General features: G+C 45.5%; 12 protein-coding genes. All 12 read right to left on the bottom strand.

Annotation, left to right across the window (positions count from 1 at the left end):
- Positions 1-140: 140 nt before the first annotated feature.
- The 12 genes from BM329_RS05265 to tctD all read right to left on the bottom strand — a co-directional run bounded on the left by BM329_RS05265 (position 141) and on the right by tctD (position 12,078).
- Positions 141-725 (bottom strand): UbiX family flavin prenyltransferase, encoded by a 585-nt coding sequence (locus BM329_RS05265; protein ID WP_092549934.1) that lies wholly within the window; start codon positions 723-725, stop codon positions 141-143.
- Between the two features lie 45 nt (positions 726-770).
- Positions 771-2,288 carry an amidophosphoribosyltransferase gene (gene purF / locus BM329_RS05260; RefSeq protein WP_092549931.1) on the bottom strand — a complete coding sequence of 506 codons (1,518 nt, stop codon included), beginning with the start codon at positions 2,286-2,288 and terminating at the stop codon, positions 771-773.
- A gap of 33 nt (positions 2,289-2,321) precedes the next feature.
- Positions 2,322-2,810: a colicin V production protein gene (gene cvpA, locus BM329_RS05255; protein ID WP_092549928.1), complete on the bottom strand. Its 489-nt coding sequence runs from the start codon at positions 2,808-2,810 to the stop codon at positions 2,322-2,324.
- Between the two features lie 150 nt (positions 2,811-2,960).
- Positions 2,961-3,662: a cell division protein DedD gene (gene dedD / locus BM329_RS05250; protein ID WP_092549925.1), complete on the bottom strand. Its 702-nt coding sequence runs from the start codon at positions 3,660-3,662 to the stop codon at positions 2,961-2,963.
- On the bottom strand, positions 3,652-4,950 hold the full coding sequence (gene folC / locus BM329_RS05245) for a bifunctional tetrahydrofolate synthase/dihydrofolate synthase (RefSeq protein WP_092549922.1): 1,299 nt from the start codon (positions 4,948-4,950) through the stop codon (positions 3,652-3,654). Before folC ends, dedD begins: the two co-directional genes overlap by 11 nt.
- Positions 4,943-5,890: an acetyl-CoA carboxylase, carboxyltransferase subunit beta gene (gene accD / locus BM329_RS05240; protein ID WP_092549919.1), complete on the bottom strand. Its 948-nt coding sequence runs from the start codon at positions 5,888-5,890 to the stop codon at positions 4,943-4,945. The genes folC and accD overlap by 8 nt, the downstream gene beginning before the upstream one ends.
- A 124-nt stretch (positions 5,891-6,014) precedes the next feature.
- Complete coding sequence (locus BM329_RS05235; protein ID WP_092549916.1) at positions 6,015-6,692, bottom strand: DedA family protein; 678 nt, start codon at positions 6,690-6,692, stop codon at positions 6,015-6,017.
- Between the two features lie 59 nt (positions 6,693-6,751).
- Positions 6,752-7,597, bottom strand: a complete 846-nt coding sequence (gene truA, locus BM329_RS05230; protein WP_092549913.1) for a tRNA pseudouridine(38-40) synthase TruA — start codon at positions 7,595-7,597, stop codon at positions 6,752-6,754.
- Entirely contained in the window at positions 7,597-8,607 is a 1,011-nt protein-coding gene (locus BM329_RS05225) for an aspartate-semialdehyde dehydrogenase (protein WP_092549910.1), read from the bottom strand. The genes truA and BM329_RS05225 overlap by 1 nt, the downstream gene beginning before the upstream one ends.
- Positions 8,608-8,667: 60 nt before the next feature.
- On the bottom strand, positions 8,668-9,807 hold the full coding sequence (gene pdxB, locus BM329_RS05220) for a 4-phosphoerythronate dehydrogenase PdxB (protein ID WP_092549907.1): 1,140 nt from the start codon (positions 9,805-9,807) through the stop codon (positions 8,668-8,670).
- A 187-nt stretch (positions 9,808-9,994) separates the two neighbouring features.
- Complete coding sequence (locus BM329_RS05215) at positions 9,995-11,413, bottom strand: sensor histidine kinase (RefSeq protein ID WP_092549904.1); 1,419 nt, start codon at positions 11,411-11,413, stop codon at positions 9,995-9,997.
- Positions 11,410-12,078, bottom strand: coding sequence for a transcriptional regulator TctD (gene tctD, locus BM329_RS05210; RefSeq protein WP_092549940.1), 669 nt, complete (start codon positions 12,076-12,078; stop codon positions 11,410-11,412). The genes BM329_RS05215 and tctD overlap by 4 nt, the downstream gene beginning before the upstream one ends.
- Between the last annotated feature and the right edge of the window lie 27 nt (positions 12,079-12,105).

Here is a 12,105-nt window from a genome sequence, read left to right as displayed (position 1 = left end):
CAACAAGAAGACGAGAAAGATGCTCTATTGATGAGCTGTTTACAGAGCATGTGACTTATGTCTGATTATATTGATTCTGCTATATGTGACCGGGGTGAGCGAGCGTAGCCAACAAAGCTGCAACTTGAAATTCTATCAGGTCATATTCCTGTAGGTTTAGCACCCTGCCAACGCTTGAATAGATCTTCTGGTAGATCGATATCGAACTGATCAAGCACACGATTAACAGTCTGGTTGATGATGTCCTGAATATTCTCAGGACGATGATAAAATGCGGGAACCGGGGGCATAACCACCGCCCCGATTTCAGCCGCCTGTGTCATTAACCTTAAGTGGCCCAAATGAAGGGGGGTTTCCCTCACTCCCAATACCAATTTGCGGCTTTCTTTCAAGACAACATCAGCAGCACGGGTAATTAAGCCATCGGTATAACTATGCACAATGCCCGATAGTGTTTTGATGGAACAAGGCAAGATAACCATGCCCAATGTTTTAAATGATCCTGAGGAAATGGATGCGGCTATATCCCGGTTATCATGTACTGTATCGGCCAAAGTCTGTACATCCCGTAAGGTATAGTCTGTCTCCAATGCCAATGTCTGCCGGGCTGATTGGCTGATCACCAAATGCGTTTCAATGCCTTCTACTGGCTGCAAAACTTGCAGTAACCTGACACCATAAATCGCACCACTTGCTCCGGTCAGCCCGACAATCAATTTTTTCATTTTTTCCTCTGAGGTTCTGGGTATAACTGAGTGATAATAACGATATTATCCTTCATTATATATTTCCAGATCCTCAATTTCGTTCTGTCCGAGGACTTTAGTGGAATCGTCTTTTCGCAATGTTTCCAGATAATTCAAGTAAATCTGGTCAATGTCTTTCGTTATATAGATACCATCAAATACAGAGCATTCGAATTTTTCGATATCCGGGTTTTCTTCCCGTACCGCTTGAATAAGATCTTGTAGGTCTTGATATATCAACGCATCAGCACCAATGAGCTGGCGAATTTCATCCACTTCCCGACCGTGAGCAATCAGTTCGTTGGCATTTGGCATATCAATGCCATAGACATTCGGGAAACGAACTTCCGGGGCTGCCGAGGCAAAGTAAACTTTCTTGGCACCTGCTTCACGAGCCAGTTCTACAATCTGCTCTGAGGTTGTCCCGCGCACGATGGAATCATCCACCAACAAGATATTTTTACCACGGAATTCGGCACGATTGGCATTCAGCTTCCGACGAACGGATTTACGTCTCTCCTGCTGACCAGGCATGATAAAAGTACGTCCTACGTAACGATTTTTAACAAATCCCTGACGGTAAGGTTTATCCAGAATATGAGCGATTTCCAGCGCAACGTCACAAGACGTTTCCGGCACAGGGATAACAACGTCAATATGCAAGTCTTCCCATTCACGAGCAATTTTTTCACCCAGTTTCTTACCCATGCGCAACCGTGCGTTATATACCGAAACCCTGTCAATAAAGGAATCAGGACGGGCAAGGTAGACAAACTCGAAAATACAAGGCGTTAAGGAAGGATTTTCCGCACACTGGCGGGTAAATAACTGCCCATTCTCAGTGATATAAATTGCTTCACCTGAAGCTACGTCACGCAGAAATTCGAAGCCTAATGTATCTAATGCCACACTTTCCGATGCCACCATATATTCATTGCGACCATCTTCCAGTGTACGTTTCCCCAATACCAGAGGCCGGATGCCATGAGGATCACGAAAAGCGACCAATCCATGCCCGATAATCATAGCAACGCAAGCATATGCACCACGGATCTTTCTGTGCATTTCCGCTACTGCTGCGAAAATATCGTCAGGCCCTATCGGAAAATGTGGGAATTGACTTAATTCGTTAGCAAAGATATTTAACAGAATTTCAGAATCTGAGGTGGTATTGACATGACGGCGGGCATTTTCAAACAGCATTTTTTTCAATTCATGTGCGTTTGTCAGATTACCGTTATGTGCCAGCGTGATACCAAAGGGAGAGTTAACATAAAAAGGTTGCGCTTCTGATGCACTCGAACTGCCCGCTGTTGGATAACGGACATGCCCGATCCCGATTGTTCCCTGTAAACGCAACATATGCCGTGTTTCAAACACATCTTTGACCAAACCATTGGCCTTGCGTAAACGGAATTCATTGTTACTATCAATAGTCGCAATGCCTGCTGCATCTTGCCCACGGTGCTGAAGCACCGTCAATGCATCATAAATCGACTGGTTGGCCGGTGTAAAACCGACGATACCGACAATACCGCACATGTAGTCTTTCCTCATCAGCCAAGCGGAGAGGCGTTATCTCTCCGGCAGGAAACTCGACGCGTTTTGCAGGTAGTCAAAAAACCACCTGATAATTTGACTGAACTGTGGGATTAGCTGTGATTGTTGCCAATCCTGACTTTTAGGAAGTGGCGTGAAAGAATCTGCAACAAACAAAATGGCAGACACAATCAATACACCGCGCAATGCCCCAAAACAGATCCCAAAAACCCGATCAGTACCTGACAGACCAGTTCGCTGTACAAGTGAACCAATTACATAGTTTACTACCGCGCCGACAATCAGCGTTGCAATAAACAAGATAGCAATCGCTACTCCATTACGCACCAGCTCGTCTTCAAGGCGAGTGAAATATTCCGCCAAGTAAGTATAGAAGTGGCTTGCAACAAAGAAAGCACATCCCCAGGTTACTAAGGAAAGCGCTTCGCGAACAAAACCACGGATCAGGCTGACCAGTGCCGAGAAACCAATGATGGCAATAATTGTATAATCAATCCAGACCATATTTTAACCCAAAATAGGCTCCCGACATTCAAGTCGGGCGCATTCTAACAGAAAACGAAAACGTTTGCGTAGTAGATTTGTCAATCTATTAAAAATAATTTATTGTATTTTTACGGGAAGCTTTTCGCTCCCCGTGACATTCCAGTCCGATTATGGCTTGTAATTTTTTATTTGCCCCTGTAATCCCGTTAACTCCTTTAATTCGGACAAAATAGATTCAAGTCTCTGCCTTGACGCATTGGGACCTACATAAATCCGTGTCAGCTGTCCCTGAACCGGAGAAGAAGGAATTGTGTATATCTGATGCCCCGAAAGACGTAGCCTTGCCACTATTTCGTTCACTTTGTCCGCATTTTTTAATGCGCCAAGCTGGACAACATAGGCCACTGCCAGCGGGGCTTGCTCTACTGGCTTTGGTTTAATTTCTGGTTTGTTTTCAGGACGAGGTTCAGGTTTAGGCTGTGGTTTGGTTTCCACTTTCTGCTGAACAAGTGGCTCAGCGTTCACCGTCTCTTTACGCTCTTGCGGGATAGCCACAGGAGGCGGTGTCATCGGCGCTGTCTCTGAAGATAAAGAGTCAGAAAGTATTTCTGCATCTAACTGTTGCTGCTGCTGTTCTTGTATTTGCATTGCTTCCGCTGCGCCCTCCGGTGGTGTGGACGGCATATCCTGTGTCAGCGGTGGAATCGAATCAATATTCTCTTCGTCTCCGAGTTTCGGCACCAATGGGATAGAAGCAAACTGGTCTTCGTTATATTTCTTATCACCATCAAATATCATGGGCAATACAATCACGCCCAATGCTACCAGAACGACTGCTCCCACCAAGCGATTTTGAAATTTACTTGCCACGTCCCTTCTCCTCCTCCAGAGCCTCCATAACATGAGCAACGGTATGGAAAGAACCACAGACGACAATGACATCTTGCTCTGATGCATCTTCCATTGCCTGCTGCCATGCTTTCCCCACTTCCGCGAATGTCCGTGGGTGCGCAAGGTGCCCGGCTAATACCTCAGATTCTGCCCCCCGCAATTCATACAGTGATGCGCAGTACCATTCGTCAATTTGTTGAGAAAGGCAAGCCAGCGTACCGGCAATATCTTTGTCTGACAGCATACCAACCACACCACGAATTTTACGATTTGGTGAACAGGGCAACTCTGCCAGTTTCTGTACTAAATACCCCGCGGCCTGGGGATTATGTGCAACATCCAGAATAACCAGTGGATTTTCTCTGATAATCTGGAAACGTCCGGGTAACTGAGCGTTTTTCAATCCTGCATGGATTGCTTTCTCATCAATGGCTCGGCTGACTTTATCGTCTTCCTGTAACAAGCAATGAATTACCCCCATTGCTGTCGAGGCATTTGCCAACGGCAAATTGGGTAAAGGTAGCTCATTGAATTGCTGATCATTGGTTAACCAGTTCCAGCTATTTATCTCCTGCGAGAATTGCCAGTCAACGCCACGACGAAAGAGCTTCGCGCCCAATTCATCAGCGACTTCAGCAATCGCATGTGGCATATCTGGCTCGCCCACTACCGCAAATCGCCCACGGCGGAAAATACCTGCTTTTTCACGACCTATGTGCTCACGATCAGCACCAAGCCAATCTGTATGATCCAGCGCAATACTGGTGATTGCGGCAATATCTGCATCTACAATGTTGGTCGCATCCAGGCACCCACCCAGACCAACCTCCAAAATCACGACATCAAGATCCGCTTCCTTAAAAAGCTGTAAGGCCGCCAGCGTGCCATATTCAAAATAGGTCAGTGAAATATCACCACGCCGGGCTTCTATTTCCGCAAATATACGGCAGAAATCCTGTCCTGCCGGCTCCCTGCCCTGAATACGGACTCTTTCGGTGTAGCGTACTAAATGCGGAGAGCTATATACGCCAACTTTAAGCCCTGCGGCCAGAAAAATGGATTCAAGGGTATGGCAAGTTGTCCCCTTGCCATTGGTACCTGACACCGTGATGACTTTTGGCGCTGGATTCAGCAAATCTAATTGTTTACCGAGCTTGCCCACGCGCTCAAGCCCCATATCAATGGCTTTGGTATGCAGGTTTTCCAGATAGGAAAGCCACGTCATCAATGGCGACGTGGCTTGAGGAGTTTGCAAAATATCAGACATCTTCTTTATTAGTGTTGATGTTTATATCAGTTTCGACATCAGCAGGCTCAACAACGACTTCTGCTGTTGGCTCCGCTTTTGTGCCTAGCTGTGGTTGGTGTGTCAACATTGCAATCAGGCTGGCAACTTTTTCACGCATTTCAGGGCGGCGTACGATCATGTCAATAGCGCCTTTTTCCAGCAGGAATTCACTGCGCTGGAAACCTTCCGGCAATTTTTCACGAACTGTCTGCTCGATTACGCGAGGACCGGCAAAACCAATCAATGCCTTAGGTTCAGCGATATTAATATCACCGAGCATCCCCATACTTGCCGTTACACCACCCATTGTTGGGTTAGTCAAGATACAGATATAGAGCAGGCCCCGATCTTGCATTTTTGCCAACGCTGCACTGGTTTTTGCCATCTGCATCAGTGACATCAGGGCTTCCTGCATACGCGCACCCCCACTGGAAGCAAAACAGACAAACGGGCAGTTATCTTCCAGAGCCTGTTCAACCGCACGAACAAAACGCGCTCCAACGACAGAACCCATTGAACCACCCATAAAGCTAAACTCAAATGCACCCGCTACAACAGGCATTTCATACAACGCACCTTTCATCACGATCAGGGCATCTTTTTCCTGTGTCTGCTTCTGAGCTGCAACCAGACGATCTTTGTACTTTTTGATATCGCGGAACTTCAAAATATCTTTAGGTTCCAGCTCACTACCTAACTCCGTGCCGGTGCCTTCATCCAAAAATGTAGCCAGTCTCTGGCGGGCTGAAATGCGCATATGGTGGTCACATTTCGGACACACTTCAAGATTACGCTCTAATTCAGCACGATAAAGTACCTGACTACAACTATCGCATTTTGTCCAAACTCCTTCAGGTATACTGGCCTTACGAGTTTGCATTATTTTGCTTTTATTTAGAATCTTTTCAATCCAGCTCATTAATGAACCTTTCCGTCTGAATCTGGCTGATGCCAGCTTTTGTTTTACGTACCATTAAACCACAATGCTATTGCAGGGTGGATAAAAAACTGTTCAAACCTGTCAACAGTTACCTATTTACTATCTACTGCTTTTTTGACACCGCGCGACGATGACGCCAAATTTCTATGATGCCGGGCAGAATAGAAATAAAGATAATTGCAACAATCAATAGTTTCAGATTCTGCTGTATCACTGGCATATCACCGAATAAATAACCAGCATAAGTGAATAATAGCACCCAGATAAAGGCACCGATTATATTGTAAGCAGCAAAATGACGATAAGACATTTTTCCCATTCCTGCGACGAACGGCGCAAATGTTCTAATAATTGGCACAAACCGCGCCAAAATTATGGCTTTTCCACCGTGTTTTTCATAAAACTCATGAGTCTTGTCTAAATAACGGCGGCGGAAAATTTTTGAATTCGGGTTGGCAAATAGTTTCTCGCCAAAAATCCGCCCGATGGTATAGTTTATCGCATCACCAATTATGGCAGCAGTAATCATTAAGGCGACCATAATATGCACATTGAGATCATTTGAATCTAATGCAGATATCGCACCAGCCACAAATAGCAGGGAATCTCCCGGCAAAAACGGGGTAACCACCAGCCCTGTTTCACAGAAGATAATCAGGAATAAAATTCCATATACCCAATCACCATAGTTGGCAACCAACTCAGCTAAGTGAGCATCAATATGTAAAATAAAATCGACAATGAATTTAGCAAAATCAACAAAATGAGTTAAAAACTCCATAATATTCCTCGTTATGCCCGAACATCCCTGTCACATTTTGAAACTGTCAGATTAAATCATTAGCCAGAAACTAAATCATTTTCCAGAAATAGTGGCCCCATAGTAGGTTCAGATAAACCAAAATGCGCGGGATAATCCACCGCCACTAAATACAGACCTTCAGCTTTGGCAGTCGCCGCCGCTTTTGTTCTGTCTTTCAGTGACAACAGCTCAGCCATCCATCCGATATTCTGATTACCACAGCCAATCTCCAGCAAGCTGCCAACAATATTACGTACCATGTGATGAACAAACGCATTCGCCTTGATATCCACGACAATATAATGCCCGTGTCGGCTGACATTAATGTGCATCATATTGCGCCACGGTGAGTTGGACTGGCATTGCACCGCTCTGAAAGAGGTAAAGTCATTTTCTCCCAATAAGCTTTGTGCGGCTGCATGCATTTTTTTCTCATCCAATGGATAGTGAAAATGCGTAACCCCCTTTGCCAGTACTGCTGGACGATAGCGATGGTTGAAAATCACATAGCGATAACGACGAGCTGTTGCACTAAAACGGGCATGAAACTCATCATCAACCGTTTTAATCCAGCGCACGGCAATATCCGGCGGCAAATGGGTATTAACCCCGATTGTCCATGCTGCATCTTTACGTTGTGCCGAAGTTTCAAAATGCACAACCTGACCGGTTGCATGCACCCCGGCATCTGTTCTGCCTGCACAAAAAACTGAAATAGGCTCATTCGCTACTTTCGACAGCGCCTTTTCCAAACATTCCTGTACACTTCTCACCTTTTGCTGACGCTGCCAGCCATAATATCGGCTGCCATCATATTCAATCCCCAGTGCAATTTTCACTTTCTTTGCCTCTGGCACAGACTGACTCAGTGCTGTATCAGACATCAGTAAAACTGCTCCTGCACCAGTTTTTCTGCGGTTTCAACTGCCATCAGTGCGCCACCAAAACGGATATTATCGGCAACTGACCAGAACTGTAGCATTTCTGGCATACCATAATCATTGCGCAAACAACCAATGCTTAAGCCATCATGCCCTGAAGCATCTGTTACTTGAGTTGGATAATCGCCCTCTTCTGAGATCTGAATATCTTCGATGCGTTCAAATTCGCCACGTGCTTCTTCCATACCAACCGGACGCAATGTTGCCAAACTTACCATCTGTGCAATACCATAGAAGACGGAAGACTGAACACAACTTACAGAAACTGGCAAACCTTCGTCCTGCAATATTCTACGGACTTGATCTACAATGCGGCGCTCTTCATGTACAGCCCCTTCAACATCAGGCAGTAAAGGCAATAAATTGAATGCCAATTGTTTGCTGAAACGACCTTCATCCGGTGGGATGCCATTCAATAACCGCGCACTCTGCCCCGCCAATTCATCGATAGCAGCTTTCCCGTGCACGGAAACTGGCAAGATATTAGTCAGCTGTAAACGCGCAATACCAGCTACATCGATCAATGGCTTGATGGCAGTCAAAACTTGGCTGGTTGAGCTATCTGCCACCGCAACGATGTTACGGTTACGATACTCAGCCAGCGCATGCGGATTAACCCCCGGAACAACCAGAGGCACATCCGGATCTGCTGCAAACAAACCACTGCTGTCAATAACCAGACAACCAGCTTCTGTTGCTCTTTCAATGTGTTGTGCCGTGACTTCCATCGTCGCGGCAAAAAATGCGAGTTGTACTTGTGACCAGTCAAATTCTTCAGCATCACGAACGGTGATGTTTTTGCCATTAAAACGTCGGATTTTTCCAACACTCTGCTCACTGGCAAGAAGATGCAGTTCACCAACCGGAAATTGGCGCTCCTGCAATAACGCGAATATCGCTCCGCCTACTGCGCCCGTTGCACCCAAGAGCGCAATATTCCAACCTTCAGACATTGTTGGTTTTCTCCACTTCTTCATTTTGTTGACAGGCAGGGACCCCCTGCCCGTATTAAATCACTTCAGGGTTAAACTCAATTTTGCATTAAACCCAAGTTTGGATAGTAGTTGAGCACTTTCCGCTGAATCACAATGCACTGTCAGGGAAGACCATTCCCGACGTTCTGGATAATGTTTGCGTAGCTGGTCAAAAGCGCCCTCCTGATCCGCCATCTGACGTAAAGGTGCATCATCACGGCGCACATCATACACTAAATGCATCAAACGCTTCAGAACGCTTTGTGTCACTTCACCCTGTAGGGTTATCTGGCTGAAATCAGGCTCAGGCAACAGATCAGCCAATTTCGCCTGGCGGGGTTGTCCCAAAAACTCACTATAAGCTTCAAACACCTGAGTTGTACCCCGAGCCTTGCCTTCCAAGGTATAACCTGCAATATGAGGCGTACCAATATCAACTAAAGCCAGCAAAGGTAGTGAAAGGTTAGGCTCTGGTTCCCAAACATCAAGTACAACACGCAATTTTTTCCCACGTTGCAACAAGGAAAGTAACGCTTGATTATCAACCACTTCACCACGACTGGCATTAATTAAAATTCGGTTGTCTGGCAATGCAGAAAGTAACTCTGCATCTGCCAAATGATAGGTTTGGTAAGCACCTGATTGATTAAGAGGTGTATGGAAAGTCAGAATATCCGCTTCTTTTACCAATTTTTCCAGCGGCCAAAATTCATCTTCATCGCCACGATCAGTCCGGGGAGGATCACACAGCAAAGTTTTCACGCCTAAAGCCCTCAGCCTATCTGCCAAACGCCCTCCGACATTGCCAACCCCAACAATACCGACCGTTTTATCTTTAAGTTGAAACTGATCTTTTTCAGCCAACAGCACCAGTGCAGAAAATACATATTCAACCACAGCAATCGCATTGCATCCCGGCGCAGCGGAGAAACTAATTCCCGCCTGTGACAACCATTGCTGATCAACATGATCCATACCCGCAGTAGCAGTACCCACGAATTTCACAGCACTGCCCTGCAACAAGGATTCATTGACTTTAGTGACCGAACGCACCATAAAAGCATCCGCATGTTCCAAAACCTCCGCAGGTACTGGACGACCCGGAATTGCCTGTACTTCACCCAATTGCTGAAAAAGTTGTTCAGCATAAGGCATATTTTCATCAACTAAAATTTTCACTTTTCTCATCCAACGGCTAAATGGGCGTGACCTGCTATTTTGCCACTTTAATCTGTATATACCCTAATGGATTTAGAGTTACAGCTTTGTTGACTGCAACCCGAAAGACGCAGGGATAAAAAAAGACGAAGGGATAAAAAGGGAGAACCGGCTTCCTTATTACAACATAGTCTGGGCATTGGAGAGATCATGAAGAAAGCCGGAACACAATTCTGACCAGTAAGCCCCCCAGTGCCTCACTGGGCAGAAGCTGGAGAGTGGCACCGTGATACAGGCTGATTTCCTTGACGATGGTCAGCCCCAGTCCAGTCCCTTCCAGCCCTGCTGCGTTATCCAGACGGTTAAAAGCCATAAGCGACTGACCAATGTCTTCTGGTGCGATACCCGGCCCTGAATCATCGATTTCAAGACAACAATATTTTTTGTCTGGGTTCATGCTGACCCTGCCCGTCACTATTCCCGTCTGTGGGGTATATTTGATGGCATTGTCCAATAAATTGGCACACATTTCCGTCAGCAATAAAGGCTCACCTTTGAGCCATAAGCTCTCTTCCCCTTCGTAGCCCAAATCTATCTTTTTACTTTCTGCTTGTTGCAGACGGGAAAAGCAGGCTTGCTGCAACAATTCTACGATATTGACGGGCTGATAATTCTGTATGGCTTCCTTTTCATGTACTTTAAGCTGAGACAGTTGCAACAGGCGTTCAGTCAGTGAAATCATGTTATCCAGACTTTTGTTAATCGCTGCCAGAATTTTTTCTCTCTGAGTGGGATCTTGTTCACTGTGCGCCACTGCAACTTGAGTCTTCAATACAGCAAGAGGTGTTCTGAGTTGATGGGATGCATCAGCGCTGAATCGTTCCTGACGACTCATCATTAGCTTCAACCGTTCGATATATCGGTTGAAGGCCCGGAGTAATAACGAAAGTTCAGGCCACGGCAAAATATCCGGCAAAGGGGTAAGATCATTGGTGGAGCGGTGGATCATAATGCCAGAAAGTTTTCGCAATGGTTTAAGTAATTGTTTTAGCAGGATGTAAGCAAGAAGCAATGTCAGCAATACGACTGACCCTTGGCTTACTAACGAAGAAATCAGTAATTGCTGAGCCATGTATTGGCGGGAAATCACCGTTTCAGCCACCAATATCAATGCCATGCCCATAATGCCTCCTTCATTGATAGACTGGTACATCGCCACCACACGTATCGGCTGCCCCTGATATTCCGCATCATAAAAATACGCAAGCGCCGTATACAATGGTGAACGCCGGATATTTTTTGGTATGGGGGGGAGATCACCATAACCAGAAATTGTTTTACCTTCTGGCGAGATAACTTGATAGTAAAGTCGATCATTCGTATTGCGTTCAAAACTATCCAACACAACATAAGGCACATCAACAATCAAATGTTTGTTCTGGACGATCAAACGTTCTGCAACCGTCCTTGCTGACGCAAGCAATGTCCGATCATAAGCCAGCGTTGTGGCATTCCTCACGCTAATATACTGGCTATAAACAGAAGCACAGCCAAATAACAGTAACGGCACCCCCAAAAAAAGCAGCAATTGATGGAATAATAATCGGGGTATTTTGAAGTATTTCATTGCTCCTGCCGCTCTAACCGATATCCCAATCCACGTAATGTTCCGATTCCTACATCACTGTTGAGTAATTTTTTTCGTAATCGATGTACATACAATTCAATGCTCTGAGGATTTGCATCGTCCGACAGAGAAAATACCTGTTCAAACAATTGCTGTTTCGAAACAGGACGCCCCCTGCGCTGAAACAGGGTTGTTAAAACTGATAATTCTCTGGGGGTAAGTACTAACGGCACATTATCCAATAAGAAATAACCTTCATCTTCATAAACCAGTGAGCCGAATTTCAGTGTTTCTTGTTGAATACCAGCGCTACGCCGCAACAACGCACGTATGCGAGCCTCCAATTCCTTAAAATCAAAAGGCTTGGTCAAGTAATCATCTGCACCTGAATTCAACCCATTCACACGATCTGTAACACCTGAGTTAGCCGTCAATAACAAGACAGGTAAATTTTGCCCCCGTCTCCGCAACCGTAATAACAAAGAGATACCGTTCAACCTTGGCAAAGCAACATCCAAAATCAGTAAAGCATAATTTTCAGTCTGCAAAAGCTGATCCGCCACAACACCATCTTCAGCCAAATCAACTACAAATCCAGAATGACTTAATGCCTTATATAACCAATGTGATAAATCAAGATGATCTTCAACTAATAAAAGACGCATATTAAAAACATCTCCCTCTGCTCTGTC

Source organism: Xenorhabdus koppenhoeferi, assembly GCF_900116635.1.
Taxonomy (GTDB): domain Bacteria; phylum Pseudomonadota; class Gammaproteobacteria; order Enterobacterales; family Enterobacteriaceae; genus Xenorhabdus; species Xenorhabdus koppenhoeferi.
Note: the sequence above shows the minus strand (reverse complement) of the source record. Positions and strands in the feature narration are given on the sequence as shown.

Bases quoted from the DNA above. Each gene is read 5' to 3' on its own strand.
- BM329_RS05225 (WP_092549910.1), bottom strand. From the start codon at position 8,607: ATGTCTGAAGGTTGGAATATTGCGCTCTTGGGTGCAACGGGCGCAGTA.
- BM329_RS05235 (WP_092549916.1), bottom strand. From the start codon at position 6,692: ATGGAGTTTTTAACTCATTTTGTTGATTTTGCTAAATTCATTGTCGAT.
- tctD (WP_092549940.1), bottom strand. From the start codon at position 12,078: ATGCGTCTTTTATTAGTTGAAGATCATCTTGATTTATCACATTGGTTA.
- BM329_RS05265 (WP_092549934.1), bottom strand. From the start codon at position 725: ATGAAAAAATTGATTGTCGGGCTGACCGGAGCAAGTGGTGCGATTTAT.
- accD (WP_092549919.1), bottom strand. From the start codon at position 5,890: ATGAGCTGGATTGAAAAGATTCTAAATAAAAGCAAAATAATGCAAACT.
- cvpA (WP_092549928.1), bottom strand. From the start codon at position 2,810: ATGGTCTGGATTGATTATACAATTATTGCCATCATTGGTTTCTCGGCA.
- purF (WP_092549931.1), bottom strand. From the start codon at position 2,288: ATGTGCGGTATTGTCGGTATCGTCGGTTTTACACCGGCCAACCAGTCG.
- truA (WP_092549913.1), bottom strand. From the start codon at position 7,597: ATGTCTGATACAGCACTGAGTCAGTCTGTGCCAGAGGCAAAGAAAGTG.
- BM329_RS05215 (WP_092549904.1), bottom strand. From the start codon at position 11,413: ATGAAATACTTCAAAATACCCCGATTATTATTCCATCAATTGCTGCTT.
- folC (WP_092549922.1), bottom strand. From the start codon at position 4,950: ATGTCTGATATTTTGCAAACTCCTCAAGCCACGTCGCCATTGATGACG.